The 24160-nt window shown below is 71.3% G+C and carries 24 protein-coding genes; 16 read left to right on the plus strand and 8 right to left on the minus strand.

All coding sequences use genetic code 11. The annotated features are described in order from the left end of the window. Positions 1–16: 16 nt before the first annotated feature. Genes BLV96_RS39560 through BLV96_RS39570 form a run of 3 tightly spaced genes read right to left on the minus strand, consistent with a single transcriptional unit; the run spans position 17 to position 2630 of the window. Positions 17–850 (minus strand): ABC transporter permease, encoded by an 834-nt coding sequence (locus BLV96_RS39560; RefSeq protein WP_086676259.1) that lies wholly within the window; start codon positions 848–850, stop codon positions 17–19. After that, positions 847–1617, minus strand: a complete 771-nt coding sequence (locus BLV96_RS39565; protein WP_086676261.1) for an ABC transporter permease — start codon at positions 1615–1617, stop codon at positions 847–849. Before BLV96_RS39565 ends, BLV96_RS39560 begins: the two co-directional genes overlap by 4 nt. 5 nt (positions 1618–1622) lie before the next feature. Next, positions 1623–2630, minus strand: coding sequence for an ABC transporter substrate-binding protein (locus BLV96_RS39570; RefSeq protein ID WP_167379890.1), 1008 nt, complete (start codon positions 2628–2630; stop codon positions 1623–1625). A 728-nt stretch (positions 2631–3358) separates the two neighbouring features. Here BLV96_RS39570 and BLV96_RS39575 point away from each other — a divergent pair. The 6 genes from BLV96_RS39575 (at position 3359) to BLV96_RS39600 (ending at position 10050) form a co-directional block, all read left to right on the plus strand. Then, positions 3359–6505, plus strand: a complete 3147-nt coding sequence (locus tag BLV96_RS39575) for a sensor histidine kinase (protein ID WP_086676264.1) — start codon at positions 3359–3361, stop codon at positions 6503–6505. A 20-nt stretch (positions 6506–6525) separates the two neighbouring features. Continuing rightward, positions 6526–6987, plus strand: a complete 462-nt coding sequence (locus tag BLV96_RS39580; protein ID WP_086676266.1) for a roadblock/LC7 domain-containing protein — start codon at positions 6526–6528, stop codon at positions 6985–6987. Positions 6988–7012: 25 nt separating this feature from the next. Continuing rightward, positions 7013–7792, plus strand: a complete 780-nt coding sequence (locus tag BLV96_RS39585) for a DUF742 domain-containing protein (protein WP_086676269.1) — start codon at positions 7013–7015, stop codon at positions 7790–7792. Further along, positions 7773–8381 (plus strand): GTP-binding protein, encoded by a 609-nt coding sequence (locus BLV96_RS39590; protein WP_086676271.1) that lies wholly within the window; start codon positions 7773–7775, stop codon positions 8379–8381. The genes BLV96_RS39585 and BLV96_RS39590 overlap by 20 nt, the downstream gene beginning before the upstream one ends. A gap of 367 nt (positions 8382–8748) precedes the next feature. Beyond that, positions 8749–9165, plus strand: coding sequence for a roadblock/LC7 domain-containing protein (locus BLV96_RS39595; RefSeq protein ID WP_091390236.1), 417 nt, complete (start codon positions 8749–8751; stop codon positions 9163–9165). A gap of 6 nt (positions 9166–9171) precedes the next feature. Further along, a complete protein-coding gene (locus BLV96_RS39600) occupies positions 9172–10050 on the plus strand; it encodes a DUF742 domain-containing protein (protein ID WP_091390239.1) in 879 nt (292 codons plus the stop codon). On the opposite strand, the gene BLV96_RS39605 is transcribed toward BLV96_RS39600, so the two are convergent. Further along, the gene (locus BLV96_RS39605) at positions 10047–12284 is read right to left on the minus strand and encodes a helicase-associated domain-containing protein (RefSeq protein ID WP_091390242.1); all 2238 of its coding nucleotides are present in this window, start codon (positions 12282–12284) and stop codon (positions 10047–10049) included. The two genes, BLV96_RS39600 and BLV96_RS39605, sit on opposite strands and share 4 nt — an antisense overlap. Before the next feature lie 152 nt (positions 12285–12436). Between BLV96_RS39605 and BLV96_RS39610 the strand changes: the two genes are divergently transcribed. The 6 genes from BLV96_RS39610 to BLV96_RS39635 all read left to right on the plus strand — a co-directional run bounded on the left by BLV96_RS39610 (position 12437) and on the right by BLV96_RS39635 (position 17952). Then, positions 12437–12616 carry a hypothetical protein gene (locus BLV96_RS39610; RefSeq protein WP_086675217.1) on the plus strand — a complete coding sequence of 60 codons (180 nt, stop codon included), beginning with the start codon at positions 12437–12439 and terminating at the stop codon, positions 12614–12616. Positions 12617–12721: 105 nt separating this feature from the next. Further along, a complete protein-coding gene (locus tag BLV96_RS39615) occupies positions 12722–14113 on the plus strand; it encodes an NAD-dependent malic enzyme (protein WP_086675216.1) in 1392 nt (463 codons plus the stop codon). Between the two features lie 77 nt (positions 14114–14190). Beyond that, a complete protein-coding gene (locus BLV96_RS39620; protein ID WP_086675215.1) occupies positions 14191–15684 on the plus strand; it encodes an alpha/beta hydrolase in 1494 nt (497 codons plus the stop codon). Positions 15685–15943: 259 nt separating this feature from the next. Then, on the plus strand, positions 15944–16555 hold the full coding sequence (locus BLV96_RS39625; protein WP_086675214.1) for a putative PII-like signaling protein: 612 nt from the start codon (positions 15944–15946) through the stop codon (positions 16553–16555). A gap of 9 nt (positions 16556–16564) precedes the next feature. Further along, entirely contained in the window at positions 16565–17035 is a 471-nt protein-coding gene (gene moaC / locus BLV96_RS39630; RefSeq protein WP_086675213.1) for a cyclic pyranopterin monophosphate synthase MoaC, read from the plus strand. Continuing rightward, entirely contained in the window at positions 17032–17952 is a 921-nt protein-coding gene (locus BLV96_RS39635) for a molybdenum cofactor biosynthesis protein MoaE (RefSeq protein WP_086675212.1), read from the plus strand. Before moaC ends, BLV96_RS39635 begins: the two co-directional genes overlap by 4 nt. Here BLV96_RS39635 and BLV96_RS39640 read toward each other — a convergent pair. After that, complete coding sequence (locus BLV96_RS39640; RefSeq protein ID WP_208608450.1) at positions 17939–18382, minus strand: nitroreductase/quinone reductase family protein; 444 nt, start codon at positions 18380–18382, stop codon at positions 17939–17941. The two genes, BLV96_RS39635 and BLV96_RS39640, sit on opposite strands and share 14 nt — an antisense overlap. Before the next feature lie 51 nt (positions 18383–18433). Between BLV96_RS39640 and BLV96_RS51350 the strand changes: the two genes are divergently transcribed. Continuing rightward, the gene (locus BLV96_RS51350; RefSeq protein ID WP_086675210.1) at positions 18434–18889 is read left to right on the plus strand and encodes a MarR family winged helix-turn-helix transcriptional regulator; all 456 of its coding nucleotides are present in this window, start codon (positions 18434–18436) and stop codon (positions 18887–18889) included. 391 nt (positions 18890–19280) lie between these two features. Here BLV96_RS51350 and BLV96_RS39655 read toward each other — a convergent pair whose 3' ends face one another. The 3 genes from BLV96_RS39655 to moaA all read right to left on the minus strand — a co-directional run bounded on the left by BLV96_RS39655 (position 19281) and on the right by moaA (position 22255). Next, positions 19281–19913, minus strand: coding sequence for a LysM peptidoglycan-binding domain-containing protein (locus tag BLV96_RS39655; protein WP_086675209.1), 633 nt, complete (start codon positions 19911–19913; stop codon positions 19281–19283). A 1072-nt stretch (positions 19914–20985) separates the two neighbouring features. After that, complete coding sequence (locus tag BLV96_RS39660; protein ID WP_208608451.1) at positions 20986–21246, minus strand: MoaD/ThiS family protein; 261 nt, start codon at positions 21244–21246, stop codon at positions 20986–20988. A 1-nt stretch (position 21247) separates the two neighbouring features. Further along, complete coding sequence (gene moaA / locus BLV96_RS39665; protein ID WP_086675208.1) at positions 21248–22255, minus strand: GTP 3',8-cyclase MoaA; 1008 nt, start codon at positions 22253–22255, stop codon at positions 21248–21250. Positions 22256–22406: 151 nt separating this feature from the next. On the opposite strand from moaA, the gene BLV96_RS39670 reads away from it, so the two are divergent. The 3 genes from BLV96_RS39670 to modA are packed head-to-tail and all read left to right on the plus strand — an operon-like array spanning position 22407 to position 24130. After that, positions 22407–22886 carry a MarR family winged helix-turn-helix transcriptional regulator gene (locus BLV96_RS39670; protein WP_086675207.1) on the plus strand — a complete coding sequence of 160 codons (480 nt, stop codon included), beginning with the start codon at positions 22407–22409 and terminating at the stop codon, positions 22884–22886. Positions 22887–22919: 33 nt separating this feature from the next. Next, on the plus strand, positions 22920–23324 hold the full coding sequence (locus tag BLV96_RS39675) for a TOBE domain-containing protein (RefSeq protein ID WP_086675206.1): 405 nt from the start codon (positions 22920–22922) through the stop codon (positions 23322–23324). Next, a complete protein-coding gene (modA, locus tag BLV96_RS39680) occupies positions 23321–24130 on the plus strand; it encodes a molybdate ABC transporter substrate-binding protein (RefSeq protein WP_086675205.1) in 810 nt (269 codons plus the stop codon). Before BLV96_RS39675 ends, modA begins: the two co-directional genes overlap by 4 nt. Positions 24131–24160 lie beyond the last annotated feature (30 nt).

The following is a 24160-nucleotide window of genomic DNA, read 5'->3' on the forward strand; positions in this document are numbered from 1 at the left end:
AGAGGCCTTTCCAGCGTCAGTCGCGGCCGAGGCGGGTGGGCTGCCAGGCGAGCACCCGCCGCTCCGCGGCCAGGAAGATCGTGTTGAAGACGTAGCCGAGGATGCCCAGCAGCACCAGCCACGACCACATGGTCGGGAAGTCGAAGTCCTGCTGGGCGTTCAGCAGCGACCGCCCGATGCCGTTGTACGCGCCGACCAGCTCGGAGACCACCATCAGCAGCAGCGAGATGGACAGGCTCACCCGCAGCCCGGCGAAGATCTTCGGCGCCGCCGCGGGCAGCACCACCATCGTGATCCAGTACCGCTTGGGCGTGCGGAAGGACCGCGAGGTCTCCACCTTCACCTGGTCGACCGACCGGACGCCGTCGACCGCGTTGAGCAGCACCGGCCAGATCGCGCCGAAGATGATCGACCCGATCTGCATGCCCGAGCTCAGCCCGAACAGCACCGCGAACACCGGGATCAGCGCGGGCGGCGGGATCGCGCGGAAGAACGCGAACAACGGCCCGACGTAGTCCATCGCGGTCTTGGAACGGCCCAGCAGCACGCCGAGGAAGACGCCGACGATCGCGGCCAGCGCCCAGCCGCCGAGCGTCCGGCCGAGGCTGGGGAACACGTTGTCGAACACCGCGTCGGTGAGGAACAGGTGCGACGCGGGCCCGGTGAACCACAGCTTCGCGGCGGCGACGGCGATTTCGGTCGGTGGCGGGAAGAACTTGCTGCCGCCGGCGCGGGCGGCGAACTCCCAGACGACCACGAGGATCGCGAAGAGCAGCCAGTTGCGGGCGACGGTCGCGGCACCGCGGGCGGCGCGTCGGCCCACCCGCCCGGAAAGTGTCGCCGTGCTCATGCGATCGCCTCCCGGTCGACGGTGCTCCACTTGAACAGCCGCTTGCCCAGTTGCTCGAGTCCTTCGTTGATCAGGTAGCCCAGGACCCCGGCGACCACGGTACCGGCCAGGACCAGGTCGAACCGGATCGAGCCGGTACTGGCCACCAGGATGAAGCTGCCCAGGCCGACTTCGGAACCGGCCAGGAACTCGACGCTGACGACGGCGATCAGCGAGATGATCGCCGACAGCCGGATGCCCGTGAAGACGAACGGCGCGGTCTGCGGCAGCGCGACCGACGAGAGCATGCGGAACCGGCTGGTCCCGCAGGCGCGCGCGGTCTCCATCAGGACCGGGTCGATTTCACCCATGCCGTAGATGGTGTTGAACATGATCGGCCACAGCGATGCGTAGACCGCGAGGGTGATCTTCGCGTCGGGACCGGAGCCGATCACCAGCAGCACCAGCGGCACGAGCGCGGTGACCGGGATCGGGCGGAGGAATTCGACGATCGCGGCGGTGGCGGTGCGCAGCGCCGGGACGCTGCCCAGCAGCAGCCCGGCGGGTACGCCGACGGCGATCGCGATGGCGATGGCGATCAGCCAGGCCAGCATGGTCGCGACGATGTCGCGGAGGAAGGTGGGGTCGCCCAGCAGGTCCCCGACGGTGACCAGGACGACGCTCGGCGGCGGGGTGAACGTCTTACTGACCAGGCCGACCTGGACCACGACCTCCCAGAGCAGGAGGAAGCCGACCAGGCCGGCCAGGCCGCGAAGCAGTTTCTTCACGGTTGTCAGCTGGCTGCCTGCGGGGCGATCATCGCCGCGGCGTCGACCTTGGTGTTGATGACGCCCATCTGCAGCAGCAGGTCGGGCACCCGCTGCAGGCGCCGGGCGTCCAGAGTGGAGCCGTACCCGGGCAGGGTGAGCAGCTTGGCCGTGTCCTCGTCGATCTTCGCGTACTTGACCAGCAGCGGCTCCACCTTCGAGCGGTCGTTGAGCGCGTCGCTGGTGGCCTTCTTCATCGCGCGCTGGAAGGCCGCGAGGGTCTTCGGGTTCGCCTGGACCCACTTCGTCGCCGCGCCGTAGCCGGTCAGCGGGAAGTCCTGGCTGGCGCCGGTGTTGATGTCGATCACCGGGGTGGCCCCGGCGATCTTCGCCGCCTGCGAGAGCATCGGCTCCGGCATGTAAGCCGCGTCCACCTGGCCCTGCTGCAGCGCCGCGGCCATGTTCGGCAGTGGCATCAGCACCCAGTTGACCTTGGAGAAGTCGACGCCGTGGTCCTTCATGACGGACTTCGTCAGGATGTCGGACGCGGTGTTCTTCGCCGTGATCGCGATCCGCTTGTCCTTGAGGTCCTGGACCGTCTTCACCGTGGAGTTCGGCACCGTGACGATCGCGTTGCTCTTGGCGTTGACCGACGTGCCGTCGGCGACCAGCTGCACGTCCGCGGCGCCGGTGCTCTTGGCGATGAAGAACGGCGTGTAGGTCGACAGCGCGATGTCCGCTTCACCGGAGATCGCCTTCGTCATCGACGCTTGACCGCTGTTGGCGACGATCTGCTCGACCTCGAGGCCTTCGGCCTTGAAGTAACCGCCGTCCAGGGCCAGCCAGAACGGGCCCAGGTCGGTCGTCGGCATGATCGAGACCTTGATCTTCGACTTCTCCAGGCCGCCCCCGTTCGACGAGGCGCTCGAGTCGTCCGAGCCGAGCGCACTGCAGCCGGTGAGGGCTGTGGCGGCTGCGACGGTGAGGGCGAGCCCGAGCGCGGCGCGGCGAGTGCGAACCCGGCCACTGCTCATGGCGTTTCCAAGCAAGGCCTGCTCCTTGGGTGAAAAAATTGACGGTTGGCGGACCGAATCCCGGGGAAGTACGTAACTCATTCTCGGGACGGCCCGCGGGCCACTGTAGAGGCGGTGACAGCTCGCTCACAACGGGTGGGATCAATACCTAAGAGGGTGGCACACGTCACTCTTTTGGCCTCTGGTCTAGACCCACTGCTCCACTCGCCGTAGCCGTTCACCCAGCGTAGGGCCTAGATCGCGAATTCCGGATGGCCAGCTGTGGGCCGGCTGAGCGAACGCTGTGCAACATCGGGCACGAAGCGTCGGGAGGGTTACATCTTCCCCGGCCGTTCGCTACCCTCTGCACCTGCGGGGAGGTATCAACCTCCGATGTAGTGAGAGAGAGTGCCTGGATGGCCGATCAAGACGGACCACTTCGGTGTACCAGGGCTCACTGTGCTTTTCCTGAGAGATTCTCCCCCGCAGAGACCACTGCCTGGCCGTGCTCAGCCGCCGTGCCGGTGGGCTGACCGACCAAACAGACCGATGCAGACCAGCGCAGGGACCCGACCGTGATGCTCGAGCTGAACCGATTCCGTCCGGCCGGACGGGGTTCAGGAACCCGCAAAGCCGACACTGAAGACGATCTTTTCACCCGTACGGGTAGCGTCTCGCGCTGGTTCCTGCCGATCGGCCACCGAGCCGGAACGCCGGGAGCGTGCTGACGAGTGGCTGAGGAGAACCAGATGCGCCCTGGCGGGCGCTGGACCGAGCAGAGCTTCACGAGCACGAACGATGATGGTGGTGCGGCGGTGCCGAACGAAGACGCCGCGGGGGTGGGAGGGACCCCCGCGCAGTCGCCCGGAGATGCTCCGGGCAGGAAGGCCGGGCTGTTCTCCGGCATGCGCGACTGGCGGCTGCGCTCGAAGCTGGCCGCCATCCTCCTGATCCCGACGCTGACCGCGCTCGTGCTGGGCACGCTGCGCGTCGTCGACGACGCCCAGCAGGCGGCCGAGTTCCAGCGGACGGCCGACCAGGTCGCCTTCGCCGTCAAGGTCACCACGGTGGTCCACGAGCTGCAGAACGAGCGCTCGCTGGCCGTCGCGCGGATCTCGTCCAACAACCAGCTGCTGCAGACCGGGCTGGACGCGCAGATCGCCAAGGTCGACCGCGAGGTCACCAACCTGCGCTCGGCGGCCGCGACCCTCAACTACGACGACCAGGCGACCAAGGACCGCTACACCCGCGGTCTCCAGCGCCTCGACGCCCTGCGCCCGCTGCGGGCGGCGTTCAACACCTCGAGCGGCCTGCCCGACATCACGGTGATGACCGCCTACTCGGGCATCCTCGACTCGCTCATCGAGCTCGGCCGCGAGGTGACCACCGCGGTCACCGACCGGGACGTGCTGCGGCTGGGTACGAGCACGCAGGCGGTCAGCGAGGCCAAGGAGTTCACCACCCGCTCCGACGCCGAGCTGCAGATCGCCGCGTTCCGCGGCAACTTCCCCGGCGACCTCCTGGACCAGACGCGCGCGTCGGCGTCCAGTGCCGACGCCTCCGTCCAGGCCTTCCTCGCGAACGCCGACGACGACCAGCGCCAGCTCTACAACGACACCTACTCCGGCCCGGAGGTCGACGACCGCCGCCGGATCCAGACCGCCGCGTTCGCCTTCGCCCAGCTGGGTGAGGCCCCGAGCATCGACACGACGGCCCTGGGCAAGGACAGCACCGTGTCGGCGGACAAGCTGCACGCGGTCGAGTCGAACCTGCTGGCCCAGCTCAAGACCCGCGCCGACGACCTCGCCACGGCGGCGGTCAACTCGGCCTGGGTCGGCGGTGCCATCGTGCTCGCCGCGCTGGCGGCCGCGATCGCGCTGATGCTCGTCGTCGCCCGCCTGATGCTGCGCCCGCTGCGGGTGCTGCGGAAGAGCGCGCTCGACGTGGCTTACACCCGGCTGCCCGAAACGGTGCAGGCGATCCTCGACGACCCGGACCCGGTCGGCGCCTCGAAGAAGGCCGTCCAGCCGGTGCCCGTCACCTCCCGCGACGAGATCGGCGAGGTCGCGCGGTCGTTCGACATCGTCCACGAACAAGCCGTCAAGATGGCCGCCGAGCAGGCCCTCCTGCGCGAGAACGTCAACGGCATCTTCGTGAACCTGTCCCGGCGGTCGCAGCGGCTGGTGGAACGCCAGCTCGGCGTCATCGACCGGCTCGAGGCCGACGAGCAGGACCCGGACCACTTGGCGAGCCTGTTCGAGCTCGACCACCTCGCGACGCGGCTGCGGCGCAACGGTGAGTCCCTGCTGGTGCTCTCCGGTGCCGGCCTGGCGAAGTCCGTGCCCAAGCCGGTGCCCGCCGCCGACGTCATCGGCGCCGCGGTGTCCGAGATCGAGCAGTACGCCCGGATCGAGGTCGGCATCGTGCCCGACGTCGCGGTCCAGGGCCTCGCGATCCACGACCTCGTGCACGTCCTCGCCGAGCTGCTCGACAACGCGACCTACTTCTCCGAACCGGAGACGAAGGTCATCGTCCGGGCCGTGGTGACCCGCCGCAAGGCGCTCGCCATCCAGGTCACCGACCACGGTGTCGGCATGACCGAGGACCGGCTGGCCGAGGTCAACGCGCGCCTGGCCGAGCCGCCGGACCTGGACGTGTCGGTGACCCGCCGGATGGGTCTGTACGTGGTCTCGCGCCTGGCCAAGCGCCACGGCATCGAGGTCCGCCTGCGTGAGAACGAGGACATCGAGGGTGGCGTGATCGCCCGCGTCGTCGTCCCGGCGGAGCTGCTCACGCCGCTGCGCCCGGGCATGGCGCGGCAGTCCCCGCCGCCGGCGAACCGGTCCGAGACGTCGATGTCGATGCCGAGCATCCCGATCCCGGCCGCGCGCTCCGACTTCGACCAGACGCAGTCGCACACGCCGGTGCCGCCTTCGGCACCGCCGCCCCCACCGCCTCCGCCGGCTCCCGAGCCGGTGGCGAACCAGGGCGGGCTGGTGCCACTCGACCAGCCGATCAGCCTGGACGACCTGGTCAGCGGCGGCCGCGCGGCGGGCCCGTTCCTGTCGCCCGAGCTGCCGAAGCCCGAGACGCCGGCCTGGCCGACCGCCGAGGACCTCGCGCCGCTGACCCCGCGGTCGAACGGCGAAGGCGCCAGCTCCCGGGCCGGTGACACGCAGTTCGCGCCCCTGGTCCTGCCGAAGCGCGAGCCGAAGTACGTCCCCCCGGAGGAGCCGCCACCACCCCCGCCGCCCGCGGTGGAGGTCGGGTCGTCGGCCCTCGAGGACGATGTACCCACCCGGCGGCTGCCCATCTACCAGTCGGTGCTGTCACGCTGGTTCAGTGAGGGCGACGACTCGGCTGCCGACCCGGTGCAGCCGCAGAGCGAGGGTGAAGACCCGAACCTGCCGCCGCTCACCGGCACCCCGGAGCCGGCGGCGCCCGAACCGGTCGTCGCCCGGCGCCAGGAGCCCGTCGCCGACGAGCTGCAGCCGACCGCCGCGACCCGGCACCCGCTCCTCCCCGCCGACGACGGCTGGCACAGCGCCTCCGACGACGGCTGGCAGGCGGCGCAGTCGCTGCTGGAGTCCAAGAACGAGGAGATCACCCCGGCCGGGCTGCCCAAGCGCGTCCCGAACCAGTACCTGGTGCCGGGGTCGATCAACGGTCCTTCGGCCGAAGCGCCGGCGCAGAACAGCTTCGCGGACAACACCGCGGGGATGCCCGGAACGGGTGCGATCACCCGCTCGGCGTCCGCGGCGCGGAGCCGGATGGCAAGCTTCCAGCGGGGCTACACCTCGGGACGACATGCGTTGAAGGAACTCCCGGGCGAGGAACAGCTGGAAAGCAGCAGGGTTCCGGGACGTGGCAACACCACAGACAGCAGTGAGGAGTGAAAGTGACACGGGCGGGTGCAATGCAGCCGGGTGGCTCCGCGCAGCCGAACGGCCAGGCGCATGCCAAGGCGAACAATGCCGGCAGCTTCGCTTGGCTGATCACGGATTTCGTGCACCGGGTGCCCGGCGCGGCCCACGCGGTCGTGGTGTCGGCCGACGGCCTGCTCCTGGCGGCTTCGCGTGGCCTGCCGAAGGACCGGGCGGACCAGCTGGCCGCGGTGGCGTCGGGGCTCACCAGCCTCGCGCGCGGCGCGGCCAAGGTGTTCGAAGGCGGGACGGTCGCGCAGACCGTCGTCGAGATGGCCAACGGCTTCCTCTTCCTCATGTCGGTTTCCGACGGTTCGTGCCTGGCGGTCCTCGGTTCGCCGGAGAGTGACATCGGCTTGGTCGTCTACGAGATGACCCTGCTGGTGGAGCGGGTCGGCCAGCAGCTGACTCCGGAGATGCGGGCGCAACTGCAGGGTGCGGCGATCCGCCGCTGAGGACCCGGGAACCGAGGAGAGAGCCGTGGACGACGGGCGCTTGAGGGGCGATGGCCGGCTCGGTGACGACTTCTCCGGCGGGTGGTCCGAGCACTCGGACGACGGCCGGGAAGACTGGCAGTCGTTCCGGGACCGGGTCGACCGCGAGTGGCGGTCGCGCCGGGTGCAGGCGTCCGACAGCGACCCCGTGCGGGAGCCGCCGAACTGGCTGACCGACAGCAATGCCGGTCAGGAGCCGATCCGGCCGATCGCCGGGAGCGGTGAGTACCGCGACCGGCTGCTCGGCGGGCCCGGTGCGGAGCTGTTCGGCGGGTCGAGCGGGCCGCTGTACGACGCGCGGGACTTCGCCGCGTACAGCACCGAGCGCGACTTCTCGTCGGGCCCGGACTCCGGTGAGCTCGCCGCGGCGCTGCCGCAGCAGGCCCACCAGGAGTACGTCGACGCGCCGGCGCCGACGGAGATGGAGACGTCCGGACTCGTCCGGCCGTACTTCCGGACCCGGGGCCGGACGAAGGCGACGCTCGACCTGGCGATCGAGGCGCTGATTTCGACCAGCGAACAAGGCCGGATGCTCGACCGGGTCCGGGTGCCCGAGCACCGGTCGATCTGCGACCTGTGCCTCGACACCCGGTCGGTGGCCGAAGTGGCGGCGCTGCTGCGCCTGCCGCTCGGCGTGGTGCGGGTGTTGATTGGTGACGTGGCGGGCCTCGGGCTGGTGCTGGTGCACTCCAGCAGCCCGACCGTGGGCGACCGCCCGAGTATCGAGTTCATGGAAAGGGTGCTCAGTGGGCTTCGGAGAATTTGACTCCGACGCGAACGCGCCGCAGGTGACGGGTCCGACCTCGTCGGCCAAGATCGTGGTCGCCGGCGGGTTCGGTTCGGGGAAGACAACGCTGGTCGGGGCGATCTCCGAGATCGACCCGCTGACCACCGAGGCCATGATGACCGAGGCGAGCGTCGGACACGACGACACCTCGGCCACGCCCAACAAGACCACCACGACCGTGGCGATGGACTTCGGGCGCATCTCGCTGGACTCGGACCTGGTGCTGTACGTCTTCGGTACGCCGGGTCAGCACCGGTTCTGGTTCATGTGGGACGACCTCGCGGTCGGTGCCATCGGGGCGGTCGTGCTGGTGGACACGCGGCGGCTCGCCGACGCGTTCCCCTCGATCGACTTCTTCGAGAACCGGAAGCTGCCCTACGTCGTCGCGATCAACTGCTTCGACCGGCTCCTGCACCACCAGATCGAGGACGTGCGGCACGCGCTCACCATCGCGCCGTCGGTCCCGATCATGGCGTGCGACGCGCGTGAGCGCGACTCCGCCAAGCAGGTGCTGATCTCCGTCGTCCAGCACGCGATCGCGCACGATACGGCGCTGCGCGCGGGCTGAGGGTATGTCGCCCCGAACCGGATGCGGCCGTTGGAGTGAACTCCACGGGCTTCACCCACTTCGGGGAGCCTTGCCGCCGTCCGGAGGACATGACGGCTGCCGCCGTCCGGTACCGGTGCCGGCTCGGCCTGCCCTCCGCCGGTCTGACCTGCGCGGACACCCGGCCGGGGTGGATCGCGGGGTGAGTTCCGCCCGCGCCGCCCGGACCGGGCCGGCGCGGAGCGCGGCCGGGCGCACACGTAGGGTGCGCAGCGGCCGGCCGGTGGTCGACTCGACACTTCCGGCGGGGCGAATACGCTTGAGCGTGGGCCGTGCCGGCCACTCCGGAGTGCGGCGCGCGGCGTCGCAGGAGCAAGGAGGGGCAGTAGTGACGGCTTCCGGCCAGGGTTCGTTCGGCTGGCTCATCACGGACTTCGTGCGCCGGGTACCCGGCGCCGCGCACGCCGTTCTGGTGTCCGCGGACGGCCTGCTGCTCGCGCCGTCGGAAGGGCTGCCGCAGGAGCGCGCCGAGCAGCTGTCCGCGGTGGCGTCCGGGCTGATCAGCCTGACTTTCGGCGCCGCGCGCTGCTTCGAAGCGGGCGGCGTCAACCAGACCGTGGTGGAGATGGAGCGCGGCTACTTGTTCCTGATGTCCGTTTCGGACGGTTCGTCGCTGGCGGTGCTGGCCGCGCCGACGTGCGACATCGGCACGGTCGCGTACGAGATGACGTTGCTCGTCGAGCGCGTGGGCCAGCAGATCACCCCCGAGCTGCGCGCCCAGCTGCAGGGTGGCGTGCGTGGGTAGGGCGAGATGAGGATTTCGGGATTCGACGATCCGGACTCCAGCGGCTGGGACGCGCTGCACCGCGGCACCGAGCGCGAGGGTTTCGATTCGCCCAGCAAGTTCGACATGTCGACGCTGTCGATGATCATGCCCAAGCGCAAGCCGGCGCGACCGCAGCCGGATCCGCAGGGTTACACCGACGAAGACACCCGCGAGTGGGGTTCCTCGTCGTCTTCCGACGAGTACGACGACGGGTACGAGCCCGGCGAGCCGGAGTGGCAGGACGAAGAGCGCTACGAGCCGGAGCCCCCGCCGCTCGAGCCGGCGTGGACGCCCCCGCGCGGCGCCCGGCCGCCCGCGCCGCCCCGGCCCCCGGCCCCGCCGGCCCCCCGGCCGCCGGCGCCGAGACCCCCGGTGTCCAGAACCCCGGCGGCGCCCCCGCCGTCGTGGGCCCCGCCGATCGACCCGCGCACCGGCTGGACGCCCCCGCCGGACCCGGAGACCCGCTGGATCCCGCAGCCCGAGCCGTGGGAGGAGCCGGCCCGCGTCGCGGCGCCCGTCGCCCCCTCGGGTTCACGCGTGCGCCCGTACACGCGCACGGGCGGGCGCACGAGGTCCGACCACAACCTGGCCCTGGAGGCCCTGGTCTCGACGTCCGACGACGGCCGCCGCTACCGCGGCGTGCGGTCGGTCGAGCACCGCCGCATCTGCGACCTGTGCCTGGACACGCGCTCGGTGGCCGAGATCGCGGCGCACCTGAGGCTGCCGCTGGGCGTGGTGAAGGTGCTGGTCGGCGACATGTCCGACATCGGGCTGGTGCTGATCCACCAGACGGAGCTGATCCTCGGCGACCGCTCGTCCCGCGAGTTCATGGAGCGCGTCCTGGCCGGCCTGCGCGCGCTCTAGTCCTCGACCAGCGCCGCGGATGTGATGCGGTGCAGGGAGTACCGCTCGTTGTTGTCGCCTTCGAGGATGCCGCCGCCGACGCGGATCGGCCGGATCACCCGCTGGCTCGCCGTTCCGCGTGAGTCGACGAAGCCGATCCAGACCTCACGGCGTTCCAGTGTTGCCCGCGACAGCAGCTCCAGCGTCGCCGACGTGTCCGCGCCGCCGCCCACCGGGGCCCGCACCGCCGAGCCGCGGCGTCGAGCGGATGCCGCGTCGCCCGCTCGCAGGTTCGAGACGATCCGCGTCGCCTGGTCCGGCGTCAGCACCGCCTGCTCACCCGGGCTGCGCTTGGGTCCGCGTGCCTTGGCCGGCAGCCGGCGCCCGCCCGGGCGGATGTCGACGACCCGGCCGTCGGGACCCTCGGCCGCCGGGGCGAACCCCGCCGCGCGCAGGCCGGCCAGGACCTCGTGCAGCGGGTCCGGGCTGACCACGACCGTCGGCGCGATCAGCCGCAGGTCGTGCTCCGCCGCGACCGGGTTGGCCAGCACCTCCGCCAGCAGCGCCTCGTCGTCGCACCGCAGGAACGACGCCGCCGCGCCGCCACGCAGCCGGCCGTGGCGCCGGGCGACGTCGTCGACCAGGTAGCTCAGGGACTGCGGGACCGGCGTCGCGGACTTCTTCTTGAACAGCGCGTGCAGCTCGTCAGCCGTGCGCCCGGTGTCCAGCGCCCGCCGCACGGACGCCTCGGTGATCCGGTAGACCGTCGCGTGCCCGGCCGATTCGACGTCGGCGACGGCGTCCATCTCGGCGGCCAGCTCCGGCTCCAGCGGCCCCGGCGCGACGACCGTCAGGTCGGCCTGCAGCAGCACGTGGTCCACCGGCGCGGGCAGCGCGTCCAGGATCGCCTCGACGGCGCCCGGCCGGTCGTCGGCCAGCAGCGCGCGCGTCGCCGTCGTGAGGCCGCCGAGCCCGACGATCCCCAGGGCGGACGCCTCGGCCATCGTCCAGCGGACGGTCTCGTCCCGCAGCCGCCCGCCGCGCCGCGGGGCCCGCCAGGCCAGCACCGCGACGAGCTCGTCGACGCTCTTCACGCCGGCGCCCTCGGGCAGGTCGGCCAGCGCGGCGAGCACCCGCCGCCGCGTGACCGGCGCCAGCGGCCGGCGCAGGTCCTCCGACAGCGGCGCGATCGGCTTGTCCTTGGCGTCGCGCCCGCCGGCCATCCCGGGCAGCCGCGGCAGCTCCAGCCACGCCTGCGCGAGCGTCATCCAGCGCTGGGCGGTCGGCGACGCGAGCCACGAGTCGGTCAGCGTCGTCGGCACCCACTCGGGCGCGGTCGACTCGCTGTCCGCGACGAGCCCGGCGCCGACGGCCAGCTCGGCGAGCAGCACCGCCTGCGTCTCGTCGATCTCGAGGTCCTTGGCGAGCTTCTTCAGCTCGCGCACGCCGAGGCCGCCCGACTTGAGCACCGGCGGCGGCGCCGCGGACCATGAGCGCAGCAGGGATTCTGTGTGGCGCAGGAACTCCATCGCCTCGCCGGCCGCTGCTTCGTCCAAAGTGGACGTCCGGTGCGGGTGCACGGGCAGTTCGGGTTCGGTGAGCGCGCCCGGCGCGAAGACGCCGCCGCGCACCGCGACCCCGAGCTCGCGCGGCAGTTCGACGGTCTGGTCGTCACGCCGCAGCAGCAGTCCGCGCGCCAGCAGTTTCTGCACCGGTGTCGCGGCCTTCTCGAGCGTCAGGTCGAGCCCGGCGTCGCGGGTGCGGCCGATCGGCGGGCCGGCGGCGAGGGCGTTCAGCACGGCGCGTTCGTCGTCGGGCAGGTCCGCGAGCCGGGCCGCGAGGTCCTCGCCGGCCAGCGACGGCGACGACGCGCCGAGCCCGGCCGGGAACGGCCCGAGCGCCTCCCGGACCGCGGGCGGCACGCGCAGCGCGTCGTCCGGGCCCCAGGCCAGCGCCCGCGCGCGCAGCCGGGCGAGCGGCGCGGCGATGTCGGCCCCGACGAGGCCGGCGACCTCGGCGACCGGCACCGGGTCGCGGTCCGCGCCGGCCAGCAGGCACGCTTCGAGCACGGCGATGGTGACCGTGTCGAGGTCTTCGCAGGCGCGCGCGACCGAGCCGGGCGTGCCGGCGCGGGTGGCCAGCACGGTGCTGTCGGAGGGCGGCGGCGTGGACAGGTCGCGCCGCGTGCGGAGCAGGTCTTCGAGTGCGGTGTCGGACTCCGCGCGCAGCCAGTCCGCCAGAGAGGTCGCGGGCATAGAAGGCCAGGATACCGGGCGGTTGCGACAGCTCGCTCCGGCTCAGGCAGACTGTGCCCGGAGAGCTTTTCGGGGGTCCGGGTGGCGGAGCCCCCGGCCGGGGCGAAGCCCCGAGTGTTACAGAGGGACCGAGAACGGCTGTGGAGGACGTTGTGGCCAAGGGTGAGAAGAAGAACAACGGTGTCGACCCGACCTGGCCGGGCGAAGCCGGCGAGCACCCCGTGACGGAACTCGCGTCCGACCGCCAGGGCTCGCTGTCGCCGTTCGGTGACATCACGTTCCCGCTCGACTCGGTGCCCTACGTGCACCCCGAGACCGAGATCAACCGCTGATCGCATAGTTACTGGTCAGTACCGGTACGGGGCCCTGGTGAGGGCGGTCACGGGAGTAGGTTCGCTCCCGTCCCAGCCCACCTTTCCCATGCGGGGGTAAGTGCCATGCCGGTTCCCGGTCCCGGATACTCGATCACCGTCCGGGTCGAGGCCCCGGCCTCGTCCAGCGCGGCCGGTGACCTCACCACGGCCGTCGGGCGCGTCGGCGGCGTCCTGACCGCGTTCGACGTCGTCGAGTCCCACTCCGACTCGATCGTGGTCGACATCAGCGCCAACGCGCTGTCGGAGAACCACGCGAACGACATCACCCAGACGCTGGACTCGCTGCCCGGCGTCAAGGTCCGCAAGGTCTCCGACCGGACGTTCCTGATCCACCTCGGCGGCAAGATCGAGGTCACCCCCAAGGTCGCGCTCCGCAACCGTGACGACCTCTCCCGCGCCTACACGCCGGGGGTCGCCCGCGTCTGCCAGGCGATCGCGAACAACCCCGAGGACGCGCGCCGGCTGACCATCAAGCGCAACACCGTCGCGGTGCTCACCGACGGCTCCGCGGTGCTCGGTCTCGGCAACATCGGCCCGGCCGCCGCGCTGCCGGTGATGGAGGGCAAGGCGGCGCTGTTCAAGAAGTTCGCCGACGTCGACGCGTGGCCGGTCTGCCTGGACACCCAGGACACCGAAGAGATCATCCTGATCGCGAAGGCGCTCGCGCCGGTGTACGCGGGCATCAACCTCGAGGACATCGCCGCGCCGCGCTGCTTCGAGATCGAGAAGCGCCTGCGCGAGCAGCTGGACATCCCGGTGTTCCACGACGACCAGCACGGCACGGCGATCGTCGTCGTCGCCGCGCTGCGCAACGCCCTGCGCGTGGTCGGGAAGAACATCGAGGACTGCAAGATCGTGGTCAGCGGCGTCGGCGCGGCCGGCTCAGCGATCATCCGCCTGCTGCTGCACAAGAACCCGGGCGACATCGTCGCCGCGGACATCGACGGCGTCGTCCACTCCGCGCGCGGCAACCTCGACGACAACCTCACGTGGATCGCGTCGCACACGAACAAGGAGCAGGTCAGCGGCACCCTGCACGAGGCACTGGCCGGCGCGGACGTCTTCATCGGCGTCTCGGCGCCCAACCTCTTCGGGGCCGAGCAGGTCGCCACGATGAAGTCCGACGCGGTCGTCTTCGCGCTGGCCAACCCGGACCCGGAGATCGACCCGCTCGAGGCGCAGAAGCACGCGGCCGTCGTCGCGACCGGCCGCAGCGACTTCCCGAACCAGATCAACAACGTCCTGGCCTTCCCGGGCGTCTTCCGCGGCCTGCTGGACGCGCACGCGCACAACATCGACGACTCGATGCTGCTCGCCGCGGCCGACGCGATCGCCGACGTCGTCGACAACGGCAAGCTCAACGCGTCGTTCATCGTGCCGAGCGTGTTCGACAGCGCGGTGGCGCCGGCGGTCGCCGAGGCCGTCCGGAAGGCCGTGCGGGCCGAACAGGGCTGAGTCGTCCGTCCGGCGGACACCACGAGCACCGCGATCGCCCTACGCTGAGCTTTCGGCTCGCGTGGGGGGAGTTCGTGATGCGGAAGAGCTTTTCGGCCGCTGTGGTGGCCATCGCGGTGTCGGTGGTGCCGGGCGTGGCTTCGGCGTCGAGCGCGCCACAGTGGGGTGCGTGCCCGGCGGACGTCACCGCGCCCGGCCTGGAGTGCACGACGCTCGAGGTCCCGCTGGACTACCGGAAACCGGACGGACGGCAGATCGAGGTCGCCGTCTCGCGCCTGAAGAGCGCGAACCCGGCGCAGCGGCGCGGGATCCTGCTGACCAACCCGGGTGGTCCCGGCGGCCCGGGCCTGGAGCTGCCCGCGCAGCTGAAGCTGCTGGGGTGGCCGCAGAGCGTGCTGGACACCTACGACGTCATCGGGTTCGACCCGCGCGGGGTAGGCCACAGCACGCCGGTGACGTGCGACCTGGCACTGGCGCAGCAGACGAGCAACGTGCCGCCGTACGCGCTGAACCCGGCCGACGTCACGGCACGCGCCGAGTACGTGAAGGGCATCGCGCACCAGTGCGGCGCCTCGCGGACGGCGTCGATGCTGCCGTACGTGACGACGGCGAACACGGCCCGCGACATGGACCGCATCCGCGCGGCGCTGGGCGAGCCGAAGCTGTCGTACTACGGGGTTTCGTACGGTTCGTACCTCGGCGCGGTGTACACGACGCTGTTCCCGCAGCGCAGTGACCGGATCCTGCTCGACAGCAACGTCGGGCCGGGCGGCCTGGACGTCACCGGCTCGCGGATGTTCGCCCAGGGCTTCGACGACCGCTTCCCGGACTTCGCGGCGTTCGCCGTCGCGCACCCCGAGTACGCGCTGGGCGCGACTCCGGCGCAGGTGAAGGCGAAGTACTTCGACATCGCGGCGCGGCTGGACGCGCGGCCGAACTCGCAAGGCGTCGACGGCAAGCTGTTCCGGCAGATCACGTTCGGGATGTTCTACTACGACGCCACCCTGCCGTACCTGGCTTCGGCGTGGCACGCGCTCGACACCGGGCAGCCGATCACCCAGCCTCCCGGCGGTTCGATCCCGGACGTGGAGAACCTGCTTTCGAGCCAGCTGTACGTGGTGTGCGGCGATTCCGACTGGCCGGAGTCGGTGTGGACGTACCAGAAGAACGTGGCGATCGACCGGGCGCGGCACCCGATGTTCGGAGCGGCGGCGGCCAACGTCTGGGCGTGCGCGTACTGGCCGTCGGAGCCGCTGGAGCCGCCGGTGCGGATCGGTGACCGGGGCCCATCGGACGTGCTGATGGTGCAGAACCTGCGTGACCCGGCGACACCGTTGACGGGAGCACTGAGGCTGCGCAGGGCGCTCGGCGACCGCACGCGGATCGTGACGGCCGACCAGGGCGGCCACGGCACGTACCTGTTCAACGGCAACACGTGCGCGAACAACGCGGCGACGGCCTTCCTGACCACCGGGGTCCGGCCCGCGCGGGACCTGGCGTGCGCCGCGGAGCCGGCTGACCAGGCGCCGGCGGCAGTGGCGGCGGAGGTGTTGCCGGTCCGGCTGTTCTGAGCCCGGCGCTCAACGGGAGCGCCGCCCGCCGCTCGGGCTACCGGCTGCCGGGCTCGCCGGCCGCTGCCTGGCCTGCTGTCGATGGCTGCCCGGCCTGCGGCCGTTGTCGCCGGGCTCGTTTCGGTGCTGCCGGCTGCGGCGCGGCGCGTCGCTCGCCGTCGGCCAGGCAGTCGCCGCCAAGCTGTCGCCGGTCCATCGGCCGCCGTCGGCCCGGCCCGGCGACCGCTGCCCCGGCGGCCCAGCCACGAGAATCACCCCCATGGACACCACCGAGCTTCTCCGGCGCGCCACCGACCTGATCCCGGACGACGCCAGAAGCGACGCTGGTCTCACCGCCGCCGACGTCCGCGACTACCTCCGCGAAGACGAATGGGACGTCGCACTCAGCATTCTCGAGGACTTCGACGGCATCGAATGGCAGACCGTCGAATACTGGGACTTCCTCGCCCAGGCCGCCAAGCGGATGTTCCTCGCCCGCAGGACCGCCTGGTGCCAGTGGCGAGGATGGGAAACCCGCCACGGCATCATCCGAGCCGACCTCCAGCTGGTCGCCCCCGAAGCAGGCGGCCGTCTCCAACCGATTCCGGGCGCAGGGGTTCTGCGGCCGATGTGGGGCTTCGGCGGGCCCGGTGAGTTGCACATCGCGAAGATCTGGGTCGAGTCCGCTCCCGAGATCGAGCCCGGCGGCCGAGGCTCCGTCCGGCTCGCCCCGCTCACGCCGCCGAACTGGCGCCACCTCACCCCCGGGGACTCGATCACCATGCACGAACGACCGCCGGTCGCCGGGACCGCGACCATCGTCGAGGTTCGGCATCCCCGGACCGCCGTTGATGACCGTGGTGCCGACACCCGCCGGCGGCTACGGAAGTAGCCTCGCCATGTGAGTGAACTCAGCCACGTCGACGAGACCGGCGCCGCCCGGATGGTCGACGTCTCCGGCAAGACCGCCTCCGCGCGCACCGCGCTCGCCGCCGGGACCGTGCGGACCACCGCCGAGGTGCTTCGGCTGCTCGCCACCGATGGCCTCCCCAAGGGGGATGCCCTCGCCACCGCGCGCATCGCCGGGATCATGGGCGCCAAGCGCGTCCCCGAGCTGATCCCGCTCTGCCACCAGATCGCGCTGTCCGGGGTCAAGGTCGAGTTCACCCTCGGCGAGGCCGAGGTCGGCATCCGCGCGACGGCGAAGACCACCGACGTCACCGGCGTCGAGATGGAAGCGCTGACCGCGGTCGCGGTGGCCGGGCTGACCCTGCACGACATGATCAAGGCCGTCGACCCGGCGGCGACGCTCGACGACGTCCGCCTGCTCCGCAAGGACGGCGGCAAGACCGGGACCTGGGAGCGGCCGTGAAGCGCACCGCACGCGTCATCGTGGCGTCCAACCGCGCCGCGAAGGGCGTCTACGAGGACAAAACGGGCCCGGTGATCGTCGCCTGGCTGGCCGGACGCGGCTACGACGTGCCGGCGCCGGTCGTCGTCGAGGACGGCGACCCCGTGGGCGTCGCCCTGCGGGCCGCGCTGGCCGACGACGTCGCCGTCGTGCTCACCACCGGCGGCACCGGCATCTCGCCGACCGACCGCACCCCCGACGTCACGCGCGCGGTCCTCGACCACGAGCTGCCGGGCGTCGCGGACGCGATCCGCGCGGCGGGGCTGCCGAAGGTGCCGACGGCGGTGCTCTCGCGCGGCGTCGCGGGCGTGTCGGGGCGGACGCTGGTCGTGAACCTGCCGGGCTCCAGCGGCGGCGTGAAGGACGGGCTGGGCGTGCTGGACGGCATCCTGGACCACGCGGTCGACCAGCTGGCCGGCGGCGACCACCCGCGTCCCGCCGTCGCGGCGGCGCCGGTGCGCGTGGCGCGGGCCCTCGTGACCGAGGAGACGCTGTCGGTCGAGGAGCACGCGCGGCTCGTCGAGGACGACGCGGCGGGCGCGGTGGTGACGTTCGCCGGCGTGGTCCGCGACCACGACGGCGGCAAGGGCGTGCGCGACCTGACGTACGAGGGCCACCCGAGCGCGGGTGACGTGATCGCCGAGGTCGTGGCCGACCTGTCGGCCCGCTGGATCGGCGTCCGGGCGGTGGCGGTGAGCCACCGCGTCGGTCACCTGGCGATCGGCGACGTGGCGCTGGCGTGCGCGGTGGCGGCCGAGCACCGCGGCCAGGCGTTCTCGGCGTGCTCGGACCTGGTGGACGAGGTCAAGGCGCGCCTGCCGATCTGGAAGCACCAGCACTTCACCGACGGCTCGGACGAGTGGGTCAACTCGCCGTAACCCGGAAGACGGCGACGCGGTCGGCGGCCGCGGCGAACTCGTCCGGGTCGGCCTCGGCGACGAGGCCCAGCTTGACGAACATCGGAACCCCGTGCGGCACTTCGCGCGGGAAGGCACGCATGACCCGCGCACGGACGTCGTGGTCGCCGACCTCCTCGAGCGTCACGGCTTGTTTCCGCCGACCGTGGGCGAGTACGCCCCGGCCGGCGGCGCGGACGTTGCGCGCCCAATCGCCCTGCGGAAGGCCGGCGATGACGTACCGCCGGCCGTCGACGGTCAGCGGCGAGACGGGGGTGGGCCGCGGCGCGCCGGACTTCCGGCCCGGGACGGTCAGGACGTGGATCGTGCCGAGCCGCAGGCCGAGGCGGGTCAGCAGCCGGACGAACCGGTTGGCCGGGCGCAGCCAGCCGGGCAGGGGTCGAGGTGTCACCACAATCCTTTCGATTATCGAAGTATTGGTGGTGACGGTAGACTCTTTCGAGTGTCGAAGCAATCTCTGGTCACGGAGGCAACGCTGGCAGCGGCGGCCTCGGGCGCGGCGAGCGACGTGGTCGACGAAGCCGCGGCGGCGGCGTTCGGGGTGAACCGGACGGACCTGCGCATCATCGGCCTGGTCGCGGCGGCGGAGACGCTGACGGCGGGCGAGCTGGCGACGCGGGCCAGGTTGAGCCCGGCGGCGACGACAACGGCGATCCAGCGCTTGACGCACGCGGGCCACCTGACCCGCCGAACGGCCACGGAGGACCGGCGCCGGGCGGTGGTGGAGCTGACGCAGGCGGCGGCGAGGCTGCTGGAGGAGATCTACGCCCCGATCGAGCGCGCGGGGCGGGCGATCCTGGAGGACTACTCGGCCGAGCAGCTGGAGCTGGTGGTGGAGGTGCTGCGGCGGGGTGCGGAGATGCAGCTGGGAGAGGCGGAGCGGATCCGCGGGCTCTGAGGCGCTGCCGGCACGGCGACACAAACCGGGCATCCGAGGGCGAGACGGGCGCTGAGAGCCACTCAGGCGGGCGTTGAGCCGCCGGTTGGCATGGCGGAGGCTAGGTGCGGCGCTGAGGCCGCAGCACGCTCGCTTGCGCGGCGATTGGCGCGGTGGCTCGCGCAGTCGGCCGGCGATCGCCCGCTCGCGCCGGGTTGAGCCGGGTGCCGGCTCGCACTGAGGCGGGCGGCGGGGCCGCAACCCGTTCGCCGGATCAGGCGTGACCGGTCACCTCGACCGCACTCATCCGCACCCGGGAAACGCGCAAGCCCTCCACCGCCCGGGGGATCGGCGGTGGAGGGCTTGACGGTCACGGCTCGAGGCCGGACTCACGCATCGCTGCGCGCGATCGTCACTTGGTGGCGATCTTCTGGCCGACGAGGATGAGGTCCGCGTTCGGGATGTACTTCGCGTTCAGGTCCTGCAGCTTCTGGTAGCCGCCCTGGACGTTGAACTGCTTGGCGATCTTCGACAGGGTGTCGCCCGCCACGACGGTGTAGTCACCGGCCGGGTTGGAGCTCGCCACGCCGGTCGCCGCCGGAGCCGGGGCCGCCGCCTTCTTCGGGGCGGTCGTGGTCTTCTTCGGCGTGGTCGACTGCTTCGGGGTGGTCTTGTGGGTGGCCTTGGGGGCCGACGAGCCGCCGCCCTTCTTGCCACACACGGGCCACGCACCGATGCCCTGACCCTGCAGGACGCGCTCGGCCACGGCGATCTGCTGCTCGCGGGAAGCGTTCGCCGCGCTGCCGGTGCCGCCGTAGGCCTTCCACGTGCTCTGCGAGAACTGCAGGCCGCCGTAGTAGCCGTTGCCGGTGTTGGTGTTCCAGTTGCCGCTGCTCTCACACTGCGCGATGGCGTCCCAGTTGGTCGCCGACGCGGGGGTCGCGGCGATGGCGAGGGGCGCGCCGACCGCAATGCCCGCGATGGCGACGCGAGCGACGGTGCGGGTGGCAGCGGACATCTTGCGGTGCTTGCCTCGGTAAGACATTTGGATGCTTCTCGGTTTCCCAGCGCCTACGAACCTGTGCTGAGGGTCAGGATCGGGGTCCTGGCGCCGGCCGTCTCAGACCGGCGGGCGAGTCCGACGCACGGCGCGTCTTCCTCGTCCCCTCGTCCCTGTCCGGAAATGCTTTCGCTCGGGGTATGGGTCCGGGATCCGTTGGACAGGGCTAGGCGCTACGGATTCCCGGTCGTGCTGGTTGGTCGGGGCCAACCGAAAAGCGACGGTACGTAACGATGGCCGTGATCGGAAATTATTCGGGGCGTGACCTACGTCACAGTAACAGCACGCAACCCGTGTCGATACGGATGTTTGCGCAGGTCAGCGGGCCGTTATCTGCCCGTTTCCTTGCCGAGATAAAACACGGATCGTGAGGCTTGCATCACGTGTTTTGCGCAGCGAATGGACCATTCGCGGCGCCCGGTCGGCGATTGAAGCGCGCATCTTATGACTGCCCGCCGGACGGCGCCAGACTTGACAACTGTGCCTCATGTACCCCGTGAGTCACAACAGCCCCACCTGTTCGTGGGGTTTGATGCCACCGCCGGAACCGTGCGGGCTCGTGCGGACGCCTGGTGGAGGCGACGCACCGCGACGGACCAGGCGAAACGTGTCACCGGAAGGCGTGGTGGCGAAGCGGGATCAGCTTCTCGCGAACAGCCGTAATTGGTGACGCGCCACGCCGGGGCCGAAAGGGGGTTCGCCGAGCGGTCGGCGGCGGGGCGCGAGCGGTCGCCTGTTTATAGGAAGGGTGAAGCTTCGGGGCGGCGCGTCGGCCGGGCGAACGCCAGCAGCTTCCGGGGCCCGGCTGCGCGGGCAGGGGCGTGGCGGTGCGGCAGGCCGGTGGCTCGGCACGGGCCCGCGGGCCGAGCGAGGCCGCCGAGGTGTCCACAGGCCGACCGTGATGTGGATGATCCGGGCCGTCACCCTCGCTTTTCGGCTTTTTCGACGGACCTGCCCGATACGCTGAAGCGGGGCTCGTCCCCCGGGATGGGTGGGGTCTGCTTTCCGGGGCGTCGGCTCAGCAGGGCTCCGCGGCCGACCAGCGTCGAAGCCGGCCTCAGCCGCCCGCGAAGGGCGGCAGCACGTCCAGCTCGGCGCCATCCCGCAGCGAACGCCCCGGATCCCGCACTGCGACCCCGTCCACCAGATAACTGGCGGCGTCCAAGACCCGCGGCAACCCCACCGGGTGCAACCGCCGCAGCTCGGCGACCGCGTCGCCCACCGAAGCCCCCGCCGGCAGCTGGACCTTCTCCTCTTCTTCCCCCGCCGCGGCCCGCGCCGAGGCGAAGTACCGCACCACGATGGTCAAGGTGGTCATCTCAGCCGCCGATCGCGCTCATCGGCCGGATCGGCTGGGCGAATCCGGCGTCGTTGATCTCGTGTCCCGCGAGCTTGCCCCACATCGTCGCGCGCCAGGCGTCGGCAATCTCTTCATCGCGCGCGCCCGCGCGCGCGAGGGCGCGCAGGTCCGTCTCGTCGTTGCTGAACAGACACGACCGCACCGCGCCGTCGGCCGTCAGGCGCGTTCGCTCGCACGCCGCGCAGAACGGGCGGGTCACCGACGCGATCACGCCGACGTCGCCCGGTCCGCCGTCGACCAGCCAGCGTTCGGCCGGCGCGCCGCCCCGCGCCGCGGGGAACGGCGTCAGCTCGAACGAACCCCCCAGCATCGAGAGGATCTCCGCCGCGGTGATCATCTCGCCGCGGTTCCAGCCGTGCTGGGCGTCCAGCGGCATCTGCTCGATGAACCGCAGGTGGTAGCCCTCGGCGAGGCAGAACTTCAGCAGCGGCACGGCCTCGGTCTCGTTGACGCCCCGCATGAGCACGGCGTTGACCTTCACCGGCGACATCCCGGCGTCGCGCGCGGCCGCCATGCCGGCCAGCACGTGCGAGAGCCGGTCGCGGCGGGTGATCTCGAGGAACGTCTTCGGGTCGATGGTGTCGAGCGAGACGTTGATCCGGTTCAGCCCCGCCTCGGCGAGGCCCGCGGCGCGGCGCGCCAGGCCGATCCCGTTGGTGGTCATGGACAGCCGCGGCCGCGGCGACAACGCCGTGACCCGCCCGATGATGTCCTCGAGGCCCGGCCGCAGCAGCGGTTCGCCGCCGGTGAGCCGGATGTCGGTGACGCCGAGCCGCTCGACGGCGATCCGCATCAGGCGGACCAGTTCGTCGTCGCTCAGCACCTGCTCGCCCGGCATCCAGTCGAGGCCCTCCGCGGGCATGCAGTAGGTGCAGCGCAGGTTGCACCGATCCGTCAGGGAAACCCGCAGATCGGTGGCCACCCGGCCGAAGGTGTCTATGAGGTGCGGGTTCTCGGGCCTGGGCACGCGAGATGACCCTCGTGTACCGGGGACGCGAGGAAACCCGAGATCCACTGCTGTCATTACGCACAGAGTAGCTCCGGAACGCGCGATCCAACCGGCCCAAGTAGGATCCTTTGCCGAGTGAGTGGTTCAGTTGCCGAACTAACGAGGGCCTGTGACGGAAAAGACTTACCCGGTCACCGAAGAGGAACTCTTCCGCTTCGCGGAATTGGGCCGCGCGGGCAGCACGTTCACGGTCCTGCGCCACGCGCGGATCGCCGAACGCATGGGCTTGTCCGGCACCGACCACAAGACGTTCGACCTGGTCATCCAATCGGGCGGACCGTTGACCGCGGGGCGGATCGCCGAGCTGACCGGCCTGTCGACCGGCGCTGTGACCGGCGTCATCGACCGCCTGGAGAAGGTCGGGCTGGTCCGCCGCGTGCGCGATCCCGAAGACCGGCGCAAGGTCCTCGTCGAGGTCGTGCCAGGGGCCGCCGAGCGGTTCGCGCCCCTCTTCGAGTCGGCCTTCGACGCCCTCCGCGAGACGCTGGCGCAGTTCTCCCCGGCCGAGCGAAAAGCGATCGAGCGTTATCAGAATGTCATCCTGGAACAGCTGCGTGCCGAAGTCATGCACAATTCGCGCCCCGCGTAGCTTTTCCTCAACTGCGGAGATAATGTCTGCGCCATGCCGCAATTTCGGTTGTCCGAGGCCGCGCGCCTGCTCGGCGTCAGCGACGACACCGTCCGGAGGTGGGTGCGCGCGGGGCAGCTGACCGCGACCGACGACGCCGCCGGCCGCAAGGTCGTCGACGGCGCCCAGCTCGCGGGCTTCGCCCGGGCCCAGGCCTCCGGCCCCGAGGACCCCTCCACCGTCGGCCGCTCCGCCCGCAACAGGTTCGTCGGGCTGGTCACCGAGGTCATCGCCGACAAGGTGATGGCGCAGGTGGAACTGCAGTGCGGGGCACACCGCGTGGTGTCCCTGATGAGTACGGAAGCCGTCCGCGAGCTGGGCCTGCGCCCCGGGGTGCTCGCGGTCGCGGTGGTCAAGGCGACCACTGTCGTGGTGGAAACACCGGAAGGAAGTCGATGAAGAAGCTTGCTCTTGCTGTCGCGGCCGTGGCCCTGTTCGCGGGCGCGTGCAGCAGCTCGGACGAGCCCAGCACGCAGTCCGGCGGGTCGTCGGCCAGCGCCCCCGCGCCCAAGGGCAGCGGCGACGCCGGCACCGGGACGCTCACCGTGTTCGCCGCCGCGTCCCTCACCGAGTCGTTCACCGCGCTCGGCAAGGAGTTCGAGGCCGCGCACCCCGGCGTCACCGTGAAGTTCAGCTTCGCGGGCTCGTCCGGCCTGGTCCAGCAGCTGACCAACGGCGCGAAGGCGGACGTCTTCGCCTCGGCCGACCAGGCCAACATGGACAAAGCGGTCCAGGGTGGCGTGATCGACGGCCAGCCGACGGTCTTCGCGACCAACAAGCTCGCCATCGCCGTCGCGCCGGGCAACCCCAAGGGGATCAAGTCCTTCGCGGACCTCGACAAGGCCGGCCTGACCGTCGTCACGTGCGCGCCGCAGGTGCCGTGCGGCTCGGCGACCAAGAAGGTGGAGACCGCCACCGGCGTCACGCTCAAGCCGAAGAGCGAAGAGCAGGACGTCAAGCAGGTGCTGAACAAGGTCGCTTCCGGTGACGCCGACGCGGGCCTGGTCTACGTCACCGACGCCACCTCGGCCGCGGGCAAGGTCGAGAAGGTCGACTTCCCCGAGGCGTCCGGCGCGATCAACAACTACCCGATCGCCGTGGTCAAGGGCGGGCAGGCCGCGCTGGCCAAGGAGTTCGACGACTTCGTCCTCGGCAACGAGGGCAAGACCGAGCTGGGCAAGGTCGGGTTCGGTCCTGCGCAGTAAGCGTTCCGCGAGCGGCCGGCCGGGATCCGT

Source organism: Amycolatopsis pretoriensis (assembly GCF_900107925.1).
In the GTDB taxonomy this organism is placed as follows: Bacteria; Actinomycetota; Actinomycetes; order Mycobacteriales; family Pseudonocardiaceae; genus Amycolatopsis; species Amycolatopsis pretoriensis.

What these genes read in the sequence shown, in the direction of transcription:
- modA (WP_086675205.1), top strand. Translation starts at nt 23,321, where the DNA reads ATGAAGAAGCTTGCTCTTGCTGTCGCGGCCGTGGCCCTGTTCGCGGGC.
- BLV96_RS39570 (WP_167379890.1), bottom strand. Translation starts at nt 2,630, where the DNA reads ATGAGCAGTGGCCGGGTTCGCACTCGCCGCGCCGCGCTCGGGCTCGCC.
- BLV96_RS39575 (WP_086676264.1), top strand. Translation starts at nt 3,359, where the DNA reads ATGCGCCCTGGCGGGCGCTGGACCGAGCAGAGCTTCACGAGCACGAAC.
- BLV96_RS39675 (WP_086675206.1), top strand. Translation starts at nt 22,920, where the DNA reads ATGCCGCAATTTCGGTTGTCCGAGGCCGCGCGCCTGCTCGGCGTCAGC.
- BLV96_RS39605 (WP_091390242.1), bottom strand. Translation starts at nt 12,284, where the DNA reads ATGCCCGCGACCTCTCTGGCGGACTGGCTGCGCGCGGAGTCCGACACC.
- BLV96_RS39655 (WP_086675209.1), bottom strand. Translation starts at nt 19,913, where the DNA reads ATGTCTTACCGAGGCAAGCACCGCAAGATGTCCGCTGCCACCCGCACC.
- BLV96_RS39660 (WP_208608451.1), bottom strand. Translation starts at nt 21,246, where the DNA reads ATGACCACCTTGACCATCGTGGTGCGGTACTTCGCCTCGGCGCGGGCC.
- BLV96_RS39615 (WP_086675216.1), top strand. Translation starts at nt 12,722, where the DNA reads ATGCCGGTTCCCGGTCCCGGATACTCGATCACCGTCCGGGTCGAGGCC.
- BLV96_RS39580 (WP_086676266.1), top strand. Translation starts at nt 6,526, where the DNA reads ATGCAGCCGGGTGGCTCCGCGCAGCCGAACGGCCAGGCGCATGCCAAG.
- BLV96_RS39560 (WP_086676259.1), bottom strand. Translation starts at nt 850, where the DNA reads ATGAGCACGGCGACACTTTCCGGGCGGGTGGGCCGACGCGCCGCCCGC.
- BLV96_RS39620 (WP_086675215.1), top strand. Translation starts at nt 14,191, where the DNA reads ATGCGGAAGAGCTTTTCGGCCGCTGTGGTGGCCATCGCGGTGTCGGTG.
- BLV96_RS39625 (WP_086675214.1), top strand. Translation starts at nt 15,944, where the DNA reads ATGGACACCACCGAGCTTCTCCGGCGCGCCACCGACCTGATCCCGGAC.
- BLV96_RS39600 (WP_091390239.1), top strand. Translation starts at nt 9,172, where the DNA reads ATGAGGATTTCGGGATTCGACGATCCGGACTCCAGCGGCTGGGACGCG.